At 38.0% G+C, this 18,172-nt stretch carries 14 protein-coding genes and 4 pseudogenes; 16 read left to right on the forward strand and 2 right to left on the reverse strand.

Features of this window, described 5'->3' with window-relative positions; translation table 11 throughout:
* Positions 1-36 precede the first annotated feature (36 nt).
* From ACEWFJ_RS05250 to ACEWFJ_RS05280, 7 genes and pseudogenes are all read left to right on the forward strand, one after another.
* Positions 37-1,136 (forward strand): annotated as a pseudogene (locus ACEWFJ_RS05250) (catalase); the annotation flags it as partial.
* A 102-nt stretch (positions 1,137-1,238) separates the two neighbouring features.
* Positions 1,239-1,502 carry a catalase-related domain-containing protein gene (locus ACEWFJ_RS05255; RefSeq protein ID WP_473692360.1) on the forward strand — a complete coding sequence of 88 codons (264 nt, stop codon included), beginning with the start codon at positions 1,239-1,241 and terminating at the stop codon, positions 1,500-1,502.
* A 175-nt stretch (positions 1,503-1,677) separates the two neighbouring features.
* The gene (locus tag ACEWFJ_RS05260; protein WP_473690857.1) at positions 1,678-2,154 is read left to right on the forward strand and encodes a cell wall hydrolase; all 477 of its coding nucleotides are present in this window, start codon (positions 1,678-1,680) and stop codon (positions 2,152-2,154) included.
* A 190-nt stretch (positions 2,155-2,344) separates the two neighbouring features.
* The gene (locus ACEWFJ_RS05265; protein ID WP_473690859.1) at positions 2,345-2,785 is read left to right on the forward strand and encodes an ester cyclase; all 441 of its coding nucleotides are present in this window, start codon (positions 2,345-2,347) and stop codon (positions 2,783-2,785) included.
* A 199-nt stretch (positions 2,786-2,984) separates the two neighbouring features.
* Positions 2,985-4,532 (forward strand): spore germination protein, encoded by a 1,548-nt coding sequence (locus tag ACEWFJ_RS05270; protein WP_473690861.1) that lies wholly within the window; start codon positions 2,985-2,987, stop codon positions 4,530-4,532.
* A gap of 4 nt (positions 4,533-4,536) precedes the next feature.
* A complete protein-coding gene (locus tag ACEWFJ_RS05275) occupies positions 4,537-5,640 on the forward strand; it encodes a GerAB/ArcD/ProY family transporter (protein ID WP_473690863.1) in 1,104 nt (367 codons plus the stop codon).
* Positions 5,637-6,739 (forward strand): annotated as a pseudogene (locus ACEWFJ_RS05280) (Ger(x)C family spore germination protein). Before ACEWFJ_RS05275 ends, ACEWFJ_RS05280 begins: the two are co-directional and overlap by 4 nt.
* An 80-nt stretch (positions 6,740-6,819) precedes the next feature.
* Here the strand turns inward: ACEWFJ_RS05280 and ACEWFJ_RS05285 are convergent.
* Complete coding sequence (locus ACEWFJ_RS05285; protein WP_473690865.1) at positions 6,820-7,371, reverse strand: NAD(P)H-dependent oxidoreductase; 552 nt, start codon at positions 7,369-7,371, stop codon at positions 6,820-6,822.
* A 353-nt stretch (positions 7,372-7,724) separates the two neighbouring features.
* On the opposite strand from ACEWFJ_RS05285, the pseudogene ACEWFJ_RS05290 reads away from it, so the two are divergent.
* Positions 7,725-8,062: pseudogene (locus ACEWFJ_RS05290) on the forward strand (winged helix-turn-helix transcriptional regulator).
* 188 nt (positions 8,063-8,250) lie between these two features.
* Complete coding sequence (locus tag ACEWFJ_RS05295) at positions 8,251-8,979, forward strand: SDR family oxidoreductase (protein ID WP_473692362.1); 729 nt, start codon at positions 8,251-8,253, stop codon at positions 8,977-8,979.
* Between the two features lie 135 nt (positions 8,980-9,114).
* On the opposite strand, the gene ACEWFJ_RS05300 is transcribed toward ACEWFJ_RS05295, so the two are convergent.
* Complete coding sequence (locus ACEWFJ_RS05300; RefSeq protein ID WP_473690867.1) at positions 9,115-10,062, reverse strand: DUF1259 domain-containing protein; 948 nt, start codon at positions 10,060-10,062, stop codon at positions 9,115-9,117.
* A 300-nt stretch (positions 10,063-10,362) separates the two neighbouring features.
* On the opposite strand from ACEWFJ_RS05300, the gene ACEWFJ_RS05305 reads away from it, so the two are divergent.
* From ACEWFJ_RS05305 to ACEWFJ_RS05335, 7 genes and pseudogenes are all read left to right on the forward strand, one after another.
* Positions 10,363-11,226, forward strand: coding sequence for a YtnP family quorum-quenching lactonase (locus ACEWFJ_RS05305; RefSeq protein WP_473690869.1), 864 nt, complete (start codon positions 10,363-10,365; stop codon positions 11,224-11,226).
* 182 nt (positions 11,227-11,408) lie between these two features.
* A complete protein-coding gene (locus tag ACEWFJ_RS05310; RefSeq protein WP_473690871.1) occupies positions 11,409-12,221 on the forward strand; it encodes a TrmB family transcriptional regulator in 813 nt (270 codons plus the stop codon).
* Between the two features lie 60 nt (positions 12,222-12,281).
* The gene (locus ACEWFJ_RS05315; protein WP_473690873.1) at positions 12,282-13,181 is read left to right on the forward strand and encodes a DMT family transporter; all 900 of its coding nucleotides are present in this window, start codon (positions 12,282-12,284) and stop codon (positions 13,179-13,181) included.
* A 225-nt stretch (positions 13,182-13,406) separates the two neighbouring features.
* Positions 13,407-14,962, forward strand: a pseudogene (locus tag ACEWFJ_RS05320) (fatty acid--CoA ligase).
* A gap of 12 nt (positions 14,963-14,974) precedes the next feature.
* Entirely contained in the window at positions 14,975-16,120 is a 1,146-nt protein-coding gene (locus ACEWFJ_RS05325) for an acyl-CoA dehydrogenase family protein (protein ID WP_473690875.1), read from the forward strand.
* 25 nt (positions 16,121-16,145) lie between these two features.
* Entirely contained in the window at positions 16,146-17,018 is an 873-nt protein-coding gene (locus tag ACEWFJ_RS05330; RefSeq protein WP_473690877.1) for a 3-hydroxyacyl-CoA dehydrogenase family protein, read from the forward strand.
* A complete protein-coding gene (locus ACEWFJ_RS05335; protein WP_473690879.1) occupies positions 17,015-18,166 on the forward strand; it encodes a thiolase family protein in 1,152 nt (383 codons plus the stop codon). Before ACEWFJ_RS05330 ends, ACEWFJ_RS05335 begins: the two co-directional genes overlap by 4 nt.
* The last annotated feature ends 6 nt before the right edge of the window (positions 18,167-18,172 follow it).

The raw sequence follows: 18,172 nt of genomic DNA on the forward strand, positions 1-18,172 counted from the left end.
AAAAAATAATTGTTATTTGAAAGGAGGATTTCAAAAATGAATCTTAATAATCGTTTAACAACAAACCAAGGTGCTCCTGTAGGGGATAACCAAAATTCTCGTACAGCAGGTCGCCGTGGGCCAGTCTTATTAGAGGATTATCATTTAGTAGAAAAGTTAGCTCATTTTGATCGTGAACGTATTCCTGAGCGTGTTGTACATGCGCGTGGTGCTGGTGCCCATGGTATTTTCGTAACAAAAAAAGTATGAAAGACTATACAAAAGCAGCGTTTTTACAGAAAGAACAAACAGAAACTCCTGTATTTGTTCGCTTCTCAACTGTTATTCATGGTCAAGGTTCTCCAGAAACAGCTCGTGACCCAAGAGGCTTTGCGGTGAAGTTCTATACAGAGGAAGGGAACTACGATCTTGTTGGTAATCATTTACCTGTATTTTTCATTCGTGATGCAATCAAATTCCCCGATATGGTTCATTCTTTAAAACCGGCACCTGATACAAATATTCAAACACCAGATCGTTACTGGGATTTCATGACGTTATCACCAGAATCAACTCATATGCTAACATGGGTCTTCTCTGATTACGGTACGCCTGCAAATTACCGTCAAATGGAAGGCTTCGGTGTTCATGCATTTAAATGGGTGAACGAAGATGGCAAAATTGTGTACGTAAAATATCATTGGAAGCCACAACAAGATGTACGTAACTTTAATGCGAAAGAAGCAGAACAAATGCAAGGAAAAGATTTTAACCATGCAACTCGTGATTTATTTGATGCGATTGAGCGTGGCAATTATCCGAAATGGAATCTTCACGTACAAGTCATGGAACTAGATGAAATGGATTCTTTAGAGTTTGATCCACTAGATCCAACAAAGATGTGGCCAGAAGACCGTTTTCCATTAATTGAAGTAGGTACAATGACGTTAAATCGTAACCCGAAAAATTTCTTTGCAGAAGTAGAGCAAGTGGCATTTTCACCGAGCGCAACTGTGCCTGGTATTGAACCATCTGAGGATAAATTATTACAAGGACGATTATTCTCTTATCCGGATACACAGCGCTATCGCTTAGGTGCAAATTATTTACAAATACCTGTAAACTGTCCATATGCAGCTGTACACAACCAACAACGTGATGGTTTCATGCAAGTAAATCAACAACCGTCTACAATCAATTATGAACCAAGTCGTCATACTGAAAATCCAACTGAAGATCCAGCGTATCGAGATTCAACTATGAAACTTACAGGTTATGTAACTCGTGAAAAAATTGAGAAACCAAATGATTTCCAACAAGCTGGTGAGCGTTATCGTTCATTCTCTCAAGAAGAAAAAGATAACTTAATTGCGAACCTAACAAATGATTTAAAAGATGTACATGAACAAACAAAATTGCTTGCGATTTGTAACTTCTTCCGCGCAGATCGAGAGTATGGTATGCGTTTAGCGCAAGCATTAAACGTTGATATTTCGGCGTATATGAAAGGGATTAAAAAATAAAAATTGCGAATAACAAACAGTTAAATTTTCATATTGATTGTTTTAGGTGGAATTCTATTCTTCCGTCAAAGAATGAAATAATTAGATGATTTATGAATGGTAACCCGAGTGGTAGACAAGTTAAAAAGTCACTATTCGGGTTTTTTCTTATTTAGAACATGTCTTTTTTAAACAAATGCTCCTTGCTGCATATAGTTATAGGGAGAACGGAGGGATAAAAGTGACGAGAATTGCCTATTCAGAAAGTGATGTCGATTTACTTGCTCGTCTTATGAGAGCGGAAGCAGAAGGTGAAGGGCAACAGGGTATGATGGCAGTAGGAACAGTTGGTGTGAATCGTGTAATGTGTGATTGTTTGGATTTTAAACAAATTACAAATATTCAACAAATGGTGTATCAGCAGCCAGGCGGATTTGAAGCAGTGACGAAAGGGTATTTCTATCAACGAGCAAGAGAGAGCGACAAAGAAATGGCAAGAAAATGTTTGAATTATGCTCGTATATGGCCAGGTGTATATTCTCTTTGGTTCTTTCGTCCAGTTGGCGATTGTCCTCCTACGTGGTGGGATCAACCTCATGCAGGACAATATAAGAATCATTGTTTTTACGAACCGACTGGAAATGACTGTCCGAAGGTGTATAGTGGAAAATAGAGTAAGTAGCGTAGGACAAATATATCGGCGTAAGTGCATCATTTATCGACGCTTTTTACAATATAACGGCGCTTCGCCACAACATAAAGACCACTCGATGATATTCGACATACAAAAACACTTCATTTGCAAAATGAGGTGTTTTTTGCTATTTTCATAGAAAATAATACTGAGAGGAAGCGATTGTTATATGATGCCTGAGATTATAGTTAGAAGATTTTTTGAAGAAATACGTTCAGGACGTAATCTACATCTAGTAACAGAGTTTATGGCAGAAAAAGTGTTGGCTCATCAAGTTCAAGCTGAAGATGAAGTAACAGTTGAAAGATCTCCTATGGATTATGCGGATCATGTACAAGAGATGTTGGATGCTTATGGTACGTTTACTTTAGAAATTCAAGAGTTGTTAGTATCTCAGCAAGATCGTGTATATGTTCGATGGAAACAAACAGGTGCTCATATTGGTGAAGTTGATGGATTTCAACCAACTGGACTTCCTATCATTCAGTTAGCGAGCGCGGTGTATCGTGTAGAAGGCGGGAAAATTGTAGAGTACTGGATTCAAATTGACCGCGCTGGTATTACAGCTCAATTAGAACGAAATAAAAAGAAAAAAATCGAAAATAATTAAAAATATTTATTTTATATCCCTAAAACAAAAAAGCATTTCTTTCTATTAGTCATACAGAAAGAAATGCTTTTTTGTTTTGAGGATTTGATTAAGAGTACCATTAGTTCGTGAATAATGGGCCAAAATGGTTATTAGAATATTTTCCCTTAAAGAATACATAATAAAAAATAGTTATGAAATGCAGAAAGGGATGGAGTGTATGTTTAATTTTCTGAAACCATTAAAAGGTAGACGTAATTCAAAGTCTCTTCAAATAAACAATAATACTCATTTTCAGGAAAAAAACATAGAAGATTCTCCCTTGGACGTTAATTTAGCTAAGAACATAGCTCAACTTCAGCAACTCTTCTGTCAATCTCCTGATTTGGTCATTCGTCCGTTTCCAATCACAGTCGATGGATTAGAAGCAGCTTTAGTTTATTTGTCTGGCTTAACAGACAAGCGATCAATTCAAAATCATGTTTTAAGTCCTTTGATGAATAGTGTCCGTGATCCTAACATGGATCTGCCCATTACATTAGGGCAGGTTAAAGTCGTCGATACGTGGGGACAAATTGAAAATGCTATTTTAGGGGGAGATAGCGTTTTATTTATTCATGGCCAAACTACCGCGCATCAATTAGATACGAAAGGATGGCCGCAAAGAAATATTGAAGATTCTAGGAATGAAATATCACTAAAAGGTGCTCATCAAGGGTTTGTAGAAACTGGAAGTCAAAATATCGCATTGATTCGGAGATATATTCCTCATCGAGAATTAATGTTAAAAGAGATTACAATTGGTATGCGGGGCAAAACGAGGATTTCCATTTTATATTTGAAAGATGTAGCTTCCGAAGAAGTGCTGGAAGAATTAGAAACACGGATTCAAGATATTATGGTGGACGCTGTCATTAGTACGGGTGAACTTATCGAGTTCATTGAAGATAATCCGTATTCACCGTTTCCTCAATTTATATTAACTGAAAGACCCGATTTAGCTGTATCTCACATTCTCCAGGGAAGGTTTGTAGTTGTTGTGGATCATTCTCCAAATGTATTGATTGCTCCGACAAATTTTATATCCTTTTTTCAAGGAATTGATGATTACGGGACGCGTTGGTTAGTTGCCTCGTCTATTCGGATACTTCGTTTCTTCGCTTTTATGATTGCTCTATTTTTGCCAGCGAGTTATGTTGCGTTTATTTCCTTTAATTTTGAGGTCATTCCTGTGGAGCTTTTTTTATCTATTGCGGAATCAAGAACGCGCGTACCATTTTCTCCAGTTATGGAAGCACTGCTTATGGAAATGACTTTAGAAATGATGAGGGAAGGAGCTTTGCGGTTACCTACTCCTATCGGTCAAACAGTTGGAATTGTAGGAGGGATCATCATTGGACAGGCGGCTGTTCAGGCGGGAATTGTAAGCAACATTATGATTATTGTTGTTGCTGTTACAGCCATCGCTTCCTTTATCATTCCGAATTATGATATGGGAGCGGCAGTCAGATTGTTGCGATTTCCTATGATGATATCAGCTGCCTTGTTTGGAATTGTAGGAATTGTTATCGGATGGATGACATTAATTGCACATCTCATCAGTCTTGAATCGCTAGGTACTCCTTATGGGACTCCGTTAGCACCGTTTCGCTTTGCAGATATGAAGGATGCTTTTGTACGCTTTCCTCTCTGGGCAATGAGAAGTCGTTCTAAAGGTACGGGAGCTATTCAATCTATTCGCCAAGGAAAAAACCATAATAAAAGGTGAAACTATGAAAAAGTATGCCTATAATGAAATCACTCTTATGCAGTATATTTTTATAATTAATGGAATGCAGGTGGCAACTGGAGTTTTATCTCTCCCACGAGTGCTTGCAGAAAAAGCTGGAACAGATGGATGGATAGCTATACTTATCGGCTGGGTATTCTCCACAATATCTGGTACTTTTATCGTTAAAACATCTGCAAGATATCCAGAGGACACGCTTTATGACATTCTTATACGATTGTTTGGAAAAATAGTTGGGAAAGCACTAGTTGTTATTTATACGATATACTTCGCTTGTTATTCCTGTATCGTTCTTGTGAACGCTATGCTTTATCTTAAGGCGTGGCTTCTCCCGAAAACGCCTGACTATATCACTATATTTTTGTTTTCAATTCCGACTTTTCTTGTTGTACGAAACGGTCTTCGTATTATAGGACGATACTCTGAACTCGCTTTTTATATGATGCTTTGGGTTCCGGTGTTTTTTTTGATACCGCTAAGAGGTGGGTGGAGCTGGCTGCCTTTCTTTCCACTGTTGAAAGAGGGATGGAAACCGATATTGTCAGCTGTGCCAACTACTATTTTTACCTATTTAGGGTTTGATATTGCGTTCTTTTTGTATCCCTTTTTACAAAAAAAGCAGTACGCGGTCCATGGATTCGTTATTGCAAATACCTTGACGATGTTATTCTATCTGTTTGTTACTCTAGTTTGCTTTTCCTATTTTAGCCCTGATAGCATTACAGAATTTAACCAACCAGTACTAAACTTATTTAAAGTAATTGAATTTCGTTTTTTAGAACGTTTTGACATGGTTTTATTGGCTGTTTACCTAATTGTTGTTTCTAAATCCTGGATTAATTGTATATACTGTTGTGTATTTTGTTCTAGTCAATTACTTGGAAAAGAAGATCATAGCTCTCACGTCATTGTTCTATTATTGTGCATTATCGGTTTCATATTTTTGACCCATCCTACTTGGAATCAATCTGAGGTTTGGCAACAGGTAATATCAAATGCTGGATTAGGATTGGCGTATATATCACCTGTGATTTTATGGATGTACAGCTGGGTATATGAGAAGTATAGCCGGAGGGGAATACATTGAAAAGGAAGGTACTATGTTGTATTTTGTTATTGACGTTCACGATGACTGGATGCTTTGATCAAACAAATGTTGAAGATGTTTCCCTTACTCTTATACTTGGTATGGATTTAGATCGCGATAATAATTTATTGGTATATATGTCAAGTCCTGTGTTTAATAAAGAAGCAAAGATGAAAGAAGAAAATACTGGTGTGAAATCTGTTACGGTTCGAAATTCTAGAGAGAAATTCGATGCTACGGTTATGGCGCTAACATCGGGAAGCAAAACTCAAGTCTTCTTAATTGGGAAACGGCTGCTGAAACGAAAAAACTGGACAGATTACCTTGACCCATTTTACCGTGACCCCAAAAATACGGTTACTGCACGAATTGTCGCTGTAGATGGACCTGTTTCGGATGTAATTTTTTATAACCCAAAAGATAAGCCTCGGCTCCCTTTGTATTTAGCAAAATTAGTTGATACCGCCTATATAAGAAATGTTACGGTAAAAACAACTCTTCAAAAATTGCATGAACAGATGAAAGAAAAAGGGATGACAGCGAGTATTACCGAGATGAAAAAAAGAATAGAGTATGGGTGACAGGAACCGCCTTGTTGGACGAAAAAGACAGATATAAATTGACGCTAACACCGGATGAAAACAGATTATTACGCATTTTACAGCACGAAAATAAAGGTGAGTTTCTATTTACACTTGCAATCAAGCCGAAATCGGATGATCGTAATAAAGATTGGATCAGCTTTGCTGCTCAAAAAATCAAGGTAAAGACAAAGGCAAAATATGACGGTCGTTTTATATTTAATACAGATGTAAAGATGAGAATCATCATTACAGAACGGCTTTTTCCGTTCAATACAAGAAAGGACGCAGCAAAGCTGCAAAAAGCTATTGAAACTAAGCTGGAAGCTGATTTCAAGCACTTAATAAAGAAAATACAAGCAGCCGAAATCGACCCTTTTGGACTTGGTGAATATGCAAGAACTTATACATATCCAGAGTGGAAAAAAGTCCAAAATCAATGGGGTAAGGCATTGGCAAAGGGGGATGTAAATGTCAAGGTAAGTGTAAAAGTTGCTGGGATGGGAACGATTAAATAATTAAGATACGGATGAAAATTGAGTATAATTTGCAAGCCCCTTCAGAAGATCTGAAGGGGCTTTTCTAATGTGAAAGTAAATTAAAGTGGTAATACTTCTTCTAGATGTGTATTTAGTTCAGATACAAATTTATCAACATCAGGGTTCTTTATTACATTATAGCAAGCGAAGCTCTTTAACGGTTTCATACCGATAAACTCTTGCATCCGGTGTAAATGACTGAGTGCGTCTTCTAAGCTTTTTCCTCCAAAGAATTGTGTTGGATCGTTAAATGCTTTTTCGGGAGCATTCCACGTAGTCGAAAACATATAGTATTTGTCAGTTAATAATCCGCCTCTTCCGTATTGCTCAGAGCCTTTGAAAAATAATCCGTAAGCATATACCTCATCCATGTATGTTTTCAGTAATCCTGGAACATTAAACCAATAAATAGGTGTTTGGAAGATGACAATATCAGCCCATAAAAACTTACTTTGTTCTTCTTCGATATCATATCCGTTTTGAACCACTGTTGTTTGTACATGATTCTCGGGACTTAATATATTCACCATGTCGTCCGTCAATGTTTTGTTTAGTTTTCCTTCCGCTGATCTATATGTTTGATGCCCGTTTATAATAAGTATATTTTTCATCTTTATTTAGCCCCTTTATATAATAATGTGTTATTGATTCTAACAATCTTGTAAAGCTGTTTAATTTTCTGGTACTACGCCCTATAGGAGAGTAAGGTGGTCCTCTAAGTGTCAATCTTCAACGATCTTTCCATCTTTAATCTGTAAAATATTGATGGCAAAGACGTTAACAGCTTTTTTGGTTAATCCTCAATCACCTCCGTATTTTAGAAATATCTAGTCGCTAATGATATTGTATATATAGTTAATTCCTTTTGGGAAGTAGTGATATTTATTTCATATAGTTACCGTAAGGATAGAATTGTGATAGCATAAAGGAAAATCATAAAAATTTTTTTCAGGAGCGTGTTTTAATGGAGAATATGGATCCAATTGAATTAACAAAAGGAACACCAGGGCAAATTTGTCCCATTGCGAAAACACTCGACGTGATCGGAACAAAGTGGACTTTTTAATCATTCGAGATCTTCTTATTGAAGGAACGATGCGATTTAGTGATTTACAAAAATCGATGGATGGAATTAGCCCGAAAACCCTCTCGCTTCGTTTGAAGGAACTTGAAGTGCAAGGAATTGTGAAAAGAACGGTATACCCAGAGGTTCCACCGCGTGTCGAATACACATTAACGGACAAAGGAAAACGTTTAGAACATATTTTCATTGAATTAAAGCGATTTGGATTAACATTATGAAAAAAATTTGAAAGTAGATAAAAAAGGACCACAGGGTCCTTTTTTATTATGAAAAACAATTTTTTTGTGTGTACATTTCTTGTCAAAAAAGAAACTTTCTAAAATGTAACTATGTGTATTAAATATCACTACTTCCAAAAAGGAAGTTTTAAAAATACAATAATCTCAGCAAAACAAAACAAGAAAAACTGGGGGGAATGAACATGTTAAGCAATAAAAAAATTGTAATTATCGGCGGAAGTTCCGGAATTGGTTTAGAAACAGCGAGACTTGCACTCTTGCAAGGAGCTGAAGTTATCATTGCTAGTCGTTCAGAGGAAAAGTTGCGGAGGGCGACGGATCAGTTAGGAAGAAACGTGACTGCTTATACGCTTGATACGACGCAAGAACAACAAGTTCAATCCTTTTTTGAACAAGTAGGTACGATTGATCATTTAGTTGTTACGGCAGCAGAAACATCAGGAGGTTCCTTTATCGACACAGATACAGCCGTAGCACGTCAGTTGTTTGAAAACAAATTTTGGGGACAATTCTACTCTGCAAAATATGGTGCACCAAAGATTGCTACTAAGGGCTCCATTACTTTATTTTCCGGAGTTGTTGCTTATAAATCTATGGTTGGGTCGGCAACGCTCGGTGCAGTCAATGCGGCTGTTTCTAATCTTGGCAAAACGTTAGCTTTAGAGCTGGCTCCTATTCGTGTGAATGTTGTCTCTCCTGGAATTATTGATACGCCGTCACGCAGTGAAATGGCCGAAGAAGCGCGCAACAAATTCTATACTGACTTAGGAAACAAACTCCCTGCACAGCGAGTGGGGCAAGCAGAAGATGTAGCACAAGCTGTACTATATGCGATGCAGAACGGTTTTGTTACGGGAACAGTTCTGCATGTTGAAGGTGGGCATACTTTGATTTAGTAGATTAAAACGAGTTTGTATTTATATAAAGAAAAAACGCTATTCTTTTGTGGAAACATACGGAGAGAATAGCGTTTTTTATGAATTTATCTGTTTTTCTAATTGAAATCCCATTTAGCATTCGAACGAAACAGTCTACATACTATGAGTTTTGTCTATGGCTTCACGCAGTGCTTTAGCTAATTTGATTGGATCGTCATTTGCCCAAAAATGCATAAAAAATAGTCGGGGATTCTCGGTTAACATGTGATTATGTATAGCAGTTACTTCAATACCATGTTTACGTAACGTACTTGCAACAGGATTTACTTCTTCAGCAGTAAGTACAAGATCACCAGTTATGGCAGCTTTTTTGTTTTTCGTCGGCTGAAAATTGATTGCTGTTGCTACCCCCATAGCAGGAGGAATTTCCATGCCATTTTCCATGATTTTTTCTAACCGGGGAATACTTACGTGATAAACACCACCACTAACTGTACCTTTATGTCTAAATATTTTATCAAGCTTCTGTTTATCAATGGAAAAGGCATGCGAATCATTCGGTAATTTGTTGTTCCATGGTATTGTTGTTAGTTCCATTGCGGATCTAATCGCTTTAGCTAATTGAACTGGATCACCATACCCCTTAGCGTGCAAGTACATAATACGCGGTGACTCTCCCAGCAAATGATTATGTAGTGCAGAAACTTGAATTCCTTGATGAAAAAGTTGATTCATGACAGGTTGAACTTCATTTTCCGTAAGAACTAAATCACCCATAACCATCGTTTGATTACCCATTTGTTTAAAAGCTGTCCAGCCTCCCAAGGCTAAACTAGGCTGGATTGGTATTCCTTGGACATTTACTTGTAAATCATTACGTGGAAGGCTGATATAAAAGACTTCACCTGGCTTCATCGCACCTGATTGTCCCATTGCTTTCTCAACTAGTTTCCAGTTTACTTGTTGTGGTAAATGATTTGTTGAATGATTGTAATTCGGAGAAGAAGAGTTCTCCATCGCTTGAATTGAGGGGGCTGAAGTAAAATTATAAATTATAACAGCAACTAAAAAAGTAACTATAATATATTTCCACTTGTGCATAGATTAACTCCCTTTTAGAGGTATAGTGAAATATTAGGAAACAATATTATAATTCCCCATTCATCTTTTTTCTTGCACATAACAGCTTGTTAGTGAAGGACGGGATAAAGAAAAAATAGCACAAGAACTAATACAGGATAGTCAAAGACTTTTTTGTTGGTTAAAACGGTACAAGTTTTTGAATAAATTTTATTGTAAATAATTAACCTTTTTTACAAAATTACCCCTTTCTGTTTTGGCAAAGTCGTTATTTTTCTGAATTATATGATAACATAAAAGAAAAAAGGGGGTATACAAAAAATGGAACATTTACAAATTGGAGATATACAAGTGACATGGTTGCGGGGAGGAAATACGCATTTAGACGGTGGGGCGATGTTTGGTGTTGTGCCGAAAGCCCTTTGGTCACGAAAATATAGCCATAACGATAAAAATCAAATTAATTTACGAACAGATCCATTGCTGCTGCAAACGAAAGATGGAAATATGCTCATAGATTCCGGGATAGGCAACAATAAAATGAATGAGAAAATGAAGCGAAATCAAGGGGTGACTGAAGAGTCATCTGTTGAACAATCGCTCGCTCAACTTGGTTTGAAAGCGGAAGATATTCAGTATATTCTTATGACGCATCTTCATTTTGATCATGCATCTGGTTTAACAAAATGGAAAGGTGAAAAGCTTGTCCCGACGTTTCCAAATGCAAAAATATATGTATCACAAACAGAATGGGACGAAATGAGAAATCCGAATATCCGCTCACGCAATACATATTGGAAAGAAAATTGGGAGCCAATTGTACATCAAGTACAGCTGTTTACGGAAGAAGTAAACGTTACAGATGAAATTCGAATGGTTCATACAGGCGGACATAGCGATGGACATGCGGTTGTCATTGCGCAAAGCCAAAATGAAACATTGCTTCATTTAGCAGACTTACTGCCAACGCATGCGCATCAAAATGTATTGTGGGTCATGGCGTATGATGATTATCCAATGACGTCAATTGAGAATAAACAAAAATGGATGAAATATGGCGCAGAGCAGAAAGCGTGGTTTACTTTCTATCACGATGCATATTACCGTGCGGTGAAATGGGACGAAGAGGGGCGCATGGTAGAAAAATTAGAACGTGAAGAAGTAGAAGTACCGAGCGAAGTGTAATGGAGTAAAATTTGAATAAGCAAACATGAAGCGAATGAAAAGATAACCCATATGAGTAAACGAAAAGTATCGGTCTTTATTAACCGGTACTTTTGTATTTTTAATGATAATTCTGAAAATATAGACATTTAATTGTGAATGTTTTATAGTAGTTAATACAATAACTACTATTAGGAGGATTTATGGAAGAGAAAGCAATTACCGAATTGCAAAAACATGGATTTTCAAAATACGAGTGTAAGGCCTATATAGGTTTATTGAAATCACCAGCCATCACTGGCTATGAATTAAGTAAGCGTTCTGGCGTCCCGCGCTCAATGATTTATGAGGTATTAGGAAAATTACTCGATAAAGGGGCAATTCAAACCGTTCCCTCTGATCCAATTGTCTATAAACCAGTTGAGCCGAAGCAATTGCTTGCTAGGTTGAAAGAAGAGATCAATACATCATTAGAAGTACTAGAATCGTCTCTTACCACGTTAGAAAGTGATCAAAAGATAGATGTTGTCACGAGAATTGTTCAATATGAACATATTGTTCAAGAAATGCTTTCGATGATTCGAGATGCAAACAAAGAACTTTGGTTATCCATTTGGTCTCCTATTGTGAAAGACATTGAAAAAGCTGTTCGAGAGAAAGAAGGATCGATCCCTATTTTTACAGTTTTATTTGGGGCTGAAGATAAGACGCTAGGACACACGTATCATCACAACTATATGGCACCAGAGATTGTGAGTAAACGTATGGGCGGGTATTTGACCATTCTCATTCGGGATGAAGAAGAAGCATTAATTGCTAAGTTTAGCGACAGAGGTTCAGAATGGGCTGTAAAGTCAACTGACCCTGCTCTCGTTCTTATCGCTACCGAATATATTCGACACGACATTATGGTAGAAGAAATTACAACTGCGTTCGGTCCTGAAAAGCTTGATGAGCTATGGAAGAAACGAGAAGATTTAATTCATGTCATGACAGGAAAAAACAGCTTAGTATAGGGCTGTTTTTTATCATAAAACAAGAGTCGTTATAATTATAACGACTTTGGAGGGAATTAGATGTATGCAAAACTAAAATTTGCCGCCTCTATGGCTATCTTTGGTTCAATCGGTTTATTTTCGATAAAAACAGGCCTCCCATCGATTGAATTGGTTTTTGTACGTTGCCTCTGTGCAAGTGTTCTTTTAGGAGCAATATGGGGGTTTCACACATTAACAACAAAACAGCAGCATAAAAGTTTTATTCCGCGCCGGGAGTACTTACTTGCTTTACTATGTGGTGTGTTTCTTATCATAAACTGGGTCTTTTTCTTTCGCTCTATTGAAGTAATGCCCATTACTGTGGCAATATCCATTTATCACTTAGCGCCTGTTATTGTGCTTTTATTAGGTTCTTTTATCTTTAAAGAAAAAATAACAGGAACAGGATTGATATTCTTCTTTATTTGTTTTGCAGGAACACTGTTAGTCGGAGGGATTCATCAACATACAACCGTTGCTGGATTTTTATCTACGGGCGTTTTATGGGCGTTTGCAGCAGCACTCTTTTATGCCCTTACTTCAATTACGGGAAAGGGAATTCAAACACTTAGTCCGTTGTTAACGACCGTTATTCAAACGAGCTTGGGTGTTTTATTATTGATTCCATTCGTAGATTGGTCAAAGTTTACGCATCTTACCGCTGAAAATTGGTTTTATATCCTTGTTACAGGGTTTATTCATACGGGATTCGTGTTTTATTTGTTTTTTAGTAGTTTGCGAGAATTAAAGGCTCAAACAATTGCTATTTTAGTTTTTGTTGATCCAATTGTTGCAATCTTACTGGATGTTACTATTTTGAATTACCGTCCTGATGTCTATCAACTTCTTGGAATTTTGCTAGTGTTTCTAGGGATTAGTTATTCTCCGAAAAAAGAACGAAGATTAGCGGAAGATAAATTTGTTCGTTTAAACCAATAGTACGGATTATTCAATAATACGAATAGGTGTAGAAAAAGGAGAGCAAAGAATGCTCTCCTTTTTCTTAAGAAGTAGCTGTCTAACGTTTTATTGTAACTATTTGTCGAAATGTTCGTCTCTAAAGCATTCTGAAAATTGTTATAATAGCCCCAAGCTAGTCCATTTTTTAAAAGAAGATAACGAAAAAAATGAAAGCGTTTTAATGGATAAGGAGGGAAATGTATCGTGTATATGACGATTGGGAAGCTGCTGGAATTAACGGTTGGAAGTTATCCGAATAAGGAAGCAATTGTTGAGCCGGAAAAACAGGTTCGCTGGACGTATGTAGAGTGGAACGAGCAGGTAAACAAACTTGCCCATGCACTTCAACAAAGCGGGATACGAAAGGGTGACCGCGTTTCGACATTTCTTTTTAATAGTAGTGCGCTGGCAACGACATGTTTTGCCTGTGCAAAAATTGGGGCTGTATTCAATCCAATTAATTTTCGGTTAAAGCCGCAAGAACTTGCTTATATATTAGAAGACGCTTCTCCTAAAATCGTACTTTTTGAACAGCAATTATCCTCCCAAGTACAAAGCATTCATACACAATTTCCTCACATTCAGTTTTGGTACATTGATCAAGATCAGCCAACGTTTTCTATTTCTTATGAAGAAAAAATATCTAGTGCCACGCCACATTTTGAAAAAATAGAAGTAAAAGAAGATGATATTTGTTCCATTATGTATACAAGCGGAACAACGGGTTATCCAAAAGGTGTGCTTCATCGTCACCGAGAGATTATTGATCAAAGTTTGATGGGCGTTGCCTATTTACATTACACGGAAAATAGCCGCGGCCTTGTAACAGCGCCGATGTTTCATTGCGCGGAGCTGCATTGCTGCTTTATTCCGAGAGTACATAGCGGTGCAACAAATATCATTCTTCATCATTTTGATGCAAAGCTTGTTTTGGAGACAATTCAAAGTGAAAAGGTGACTGTTATGTTTGCGGCACCGACAATGTGGAATATGATACTGCAAGAAGATTTGTCACAGTATGATTTATCCTCACTTCAATACGGTTTATATGGAGCGGCGTCGATGGCACCTGCACTTGTGAAAGCTTGCGATGCAAAATTGAAGGTTTCATTAGTACAAGCTTACGGAATGACAGAGATGGGACCAGCCGTTACGTTTTTACGTGAGCATGAGCAGCTTTCAAAAGTTGGTTCGGCAGGAAAGGCTGGGTATAATCATGAAATTCGCATTGTCCGTCCGAACGATGATGGACCGTCTGAACCTGATGATAAGTTACCGCCATATGAAATTGGAGAAATTATTATAAGAGGTTCGTGTGTAATGGCAGGGTATTACAACAATAAAGAAGCGACAGAAAAGGCTTTATATAAAGGGTGGTATCATTCAGGCGATTTAGGGTATGTAGATAGCGATGGGTATTTATACGTTGCAGACCGCGTTGATGATATGGTCGTGAGCGGCGGTGAGAATATTTATCCGCGTGAAGTAGAGGATTTTTGTATACGCATGACGGTGTTTTAGACGTTGCGGTGCTGGGAGAGAAGGATGAATTGTGGGGACAGCGGGTTGTTGCGTATGTTGTTTCGAAGGACGGGTCTCTTACAGAAGAAATATTAGATGAATATTGTAAACAGAGCGATAAACTCGCTGATTATAAACGCCCGCGCAAGTATGTATTTACGGAGCAGTTGCCGAGAAATGCGAGCGGGAAAATTCAAAAGTTTATTATACGTAGTGAAGGGGCAGAGGTAAATAAATAAGGGGAGAATATGATGAAGCATGCATATTTGGAGGAGGAGCATCACATTTTCCGTGATGCCTTCCGTAAATTTTTAGAAAAGGAAGCGTATCCGCACTATAACCAATGGGAGAAAGACGGTATTATTCCGCGTTCCTTATGGAAAAAGATGGGCCAAAATGGCTTTCTTTGTCCGATGGTAGAGGAGAAATACGGCGGAGCTGGAGCAGATTTTGGATATTCAGCTGTGATAAATGAAGAGTTAGAAAAGGTTGGTTCTAGTTTAGTAGGAATTAGTCTCCATAATGATATTGTCGTTCCTTATTTAACGGCATATGGAACAGAAGAGCAAAAGAAACGTTGGCTTCCAAAATGTGTGAGCGGTGAATACATTACTGCAATTGCGATGACAGAGCCGGGAGCAGGTTCTGATTTAGCTGGTATTCGCACAACAGCACGAAAGGAAGGAGCTCATTATGTTGTAAACGGAGAAAAAACATTCATTACAAATGGCATTCATGCAGATTTAGTCGTTGTTGTTTGTAAGACGGATTCTACTGTAAAGCCAGCTCATAAAGGAATGAGTTTGCTTGTTTTAGAGAGAGGAATGGAAGGATTTAAAAGAGGGAAAAAATTAGAAAAGGTTGGATTACATAGCCAAGATACAGCAGAACTTATTTTTGAAGATGTGAAAGTTCCTGCCTCTAATTTGTTAGGAGAAGAAGGAAAAGGTTTTTATTATTTAATGGACAAATTGCAGCAAGAGCGCCTCGTTGTCGCGATTGCTGCCATAACTGCAGCAGAAGTGATGCTGCGTTTAACAAAGGAATATGTAAAAGGGCGAAAAGCATTCGGAAAGAGTATAAGTGATTTTCAAACTGTTCAATTCAGACTCGCAGAAATGTATACAGAAATTGAAATTGGCCGCACATTTATTGATGAATGTATTAGGGCACATATGCATGGGGAAAACATCGTTACCAAAGTATCGATGGCAAAGTGGTGGGTAACAGACCTTGCGAAGAAAGTAGCGGCAGAGTGCATGCAACTGCACGGCGGGTATGGATATATGGAAGAATACGAGATTGCAAGGCGGTACCGTGATATTCCAGTAAGTGCGATCTATGCCGGAACAAACGAAATTATGAAAAGTATTATCGCGAAAAGTATGGGATTGTAATGAAAGAGGAATGGGAGGAGAAACGATGATTCAAAATATTGCAGTAATCGGTGCAGGAATTATGGGAAGCGGTATTGTGCAAGCGTTAGCGATGGGCGGAAAGTGTGTGAAAATGTATGATGTATCGGAAGAAAGTTTACAAAAGGCATATAAGGGGATTACCGCAAGTTTGGATCGCTTTGTGAAAGCTGGGCGTATGAACGAAGAAGAGAAAGAGCAGGTTCTTGCTAATATTGTTTCTACGATTACGTTAGAGGAAGCATGTAAAGATGTAGAACTTGTTATTGAAGCTGCACCTGAAAATTTGCAGTTGAAAAAAGAGATTTTTAAACAGCTAGATAGCTATGCTTCTCAGGCTACTATTCTTGCAACAAATACATCTGAATTAAGTGTAACGGCGATTGCAAGTGCGACAAATCATCCAGAGAAAGTAGTAGGGATGCATTGGTTTAATCCAGCGCCTGTTATGAAACTCATTGAAATTGTGAAAGGGGTTGATACAGAGGAACATACAATACAAGCAGTGAAAGAATTAGCAGAAGAGATTGGAAAAGAAACAGTTGTTGTGAAAGATGTGCAAGGATTTGTCACTTCAAGAGCAATTGCAGTGCATTTGTTAGAGTGTATGCGCATGTATGAAGAAGGAGTAGGAAGTAAAGAGGAAATTGATAAAGCAATTAAACTCGGCTTGAATTATCCAATGGGTCCGTTTGAGTTAGCGGATTATGTTGGATTAGATACGATGCTATTTGCAAGTCAAGGCTTAAGCGAAGCGTTTGGTGATAGATTCCGCGCTCCGCAAACACTTGTAAAACTTGTAGAGGCAGGACATCTTGGCCGGAAAACGGGAAAAGGGTTCTATGATTATCAAAAAGGGAAAGTGGGAGAGAAAATATGAATCGAGAAGTCGTTATTGTTGAAGCGGTACGGACTCCAGTTGGAAAAAGAAACGGTGCTTTTCGTGAACTTCATCCAGTACAACTTGGAGCAGTTGCACTGAATGAAGTAACAAAACGTGCAAATATCGAAAAAGGAATCGTAGAAGATATTGTAATGGGATGTGTGACGCCGATTGCGGAGCAAGGCTTTAATATTGGTAGACTTGCCGCGCTAGAAGCAAATTTTCCGATTACAGTTCCTGCCGTAACGATTAACCGTCTTTGCGGTTCGGGACAACAAGCGATCCATTTTGCGGCGCAAGAAATTAAATCTGGTGATATGGATATTACCATTGCTGCTGGTGTTGAGCATATGACGAAAGTGCCAATTTTAAGCGATGGCAATGCAAATACAATTCCGAGTAGTCTTCATGCAAAATATGAAATTGTACATCAAGGTGTATCAGCAGAAATGATTGCCGAAAAATATGGAATTACAAGAGAGCAACTAGATAGCTATGCCCTTGAAAGTCATCAACGCGCACTACATGCGATAGAAGCAGGTCATTTTAAACGAGAAATTGTACCTGTAAATGGAATAGATAAGGAAGGAAATGCAATACTAGTTACAAATGATGAAGGGCCGCGGGCGAATACTTCTCTTGAAGCACTAGCAAATTTAAAGGCTGTGTTCAAGGAGAACGGATCGGTTACAGCAGGAAATGCAAGTCAAATTAGTGACGGAGCAGCAGCGATTCTTTTAATGGACAGTGAAAAAGCGAAAGAGCTAGGATATAAAGCACGGGCGCGAATTGTGAATCAAGTTGTTGTTGGCTCAGATCCTACAATGGGACTTACTGGAGTTATTCCAGCAACGAAAAAAGTACTGCAAAAATCAAATTTAACGATTCATGATATGGACTTAGTAGAAATTAATGAAGCATTCGCTTCCGTTGTTCTTGCATGGCAAAAAGAAATGGAAGCAGATTTACATAAGGTAAATGTCAATGGCGGTGCTATTGCATTAGGGCATCCGCTTGGAGCAACAGGTGTAAAGTTGATGACTTCTCTTCTTCATGAACTGGAAAGAAGAAATGGAAGATACGGGTTGCTTACGATTTGTATTGGACACGGGATGTCAACGGCAACAATTATTGAAAGAATATAACAGTAA

Source organism: Bacillus sp. EA-CB0995, from assembly GCF_055814245.1.

Coding starts and splice junctions, on each gene's coding strand:
- ACEWFJ_RS05255 (WP_473692360.1), top strand. CDS start 1,239: ATGAAACTTACAGGTTATGTAACTCGTGAAAAAATTGAGAAACCAAAT.
- ACEWFJ_RS05270 (WP_473690861.1), top strand. CDS start 2,985: ATGTTTAATTTTCTGAAACCATTAAAAGGTAGACGTAATTCAAAGTCT.
- ACEWFJ_RS05265 (WP_473690859.1), top strand. CDS start 2,345: ATGATGCCTGAGATTATAGTTAGAAGATTTTTTGAAGAAATACGTTCA.
- ACEWFJ_RS05305 (WP_473690869.1), top strand. CDS start 10,363: ATGGAACATTTACAAATTGGAGATATACAAGTGACATGGTTGCGGGGA.
- ACEWFJ_RS05330 (WP_473690877.1), top strand. CDS start 16,146: ATGATTCAAAATATTGCAGTAATCGGTGCAGGAATTATGGGAAGCGGT.
- ACEWFJ_RS05300 (WP_473690867.1), bottom strand. CDS start 10,062: ATGCACAAGTGGAAATATATTATAGTTACTTTTTTAGTTGCTGTTATA.
- ACEWFJ_RS05335 (WP_473690879.1), top strand. CDS start 17,015: ATGAATCGAGAAGTCGTTATTGTTGAAGCGGTACGGACTCCAGTTGGA.
- ACEWFJ_RS05310 (WP_473690871.1), top strand. CDS start 11,409: ATGGAAGAGAAAGCAATTACCGAATTGCAAAAACATGGATTTTCAAAA.
- ACEWFJ_RS05275 (WP_473690863.1), top strand. CDS start 4,537: ATGAAAAAGTATGCCTATAATGAAATCACTCTTATGCAGTATATTTTT.
- ACEWFJ_RS05285 (WP_473690865.1), bottom strand. CDS start 7,371: ATGAAAAATATACTTATTATAAACGGGCATCAAACATATAGATCAGCG.
- ACEWFJ_RS05260 (WP_473690857.1), top strand. CDS start 1,678: ATGCTCCTTGCTGCATATAGTTATAGGGAGAACGGAGGGATAAAAGTG.
- ACEWFJ_RS05325 (WP_473690875.1), top strand. CDS start 14,975: ATGAAGCATGCATATTTGGAGGAGGAGCATCACATTTTCCGTGATGCC.
- ACEWFJ_RS05315 (WP_473690873.1), top strand. CDS start 12,282: ATGTATGCAAAACTAAAATTTGCCGCCTCTATGGCTATCTTTGGTTCA.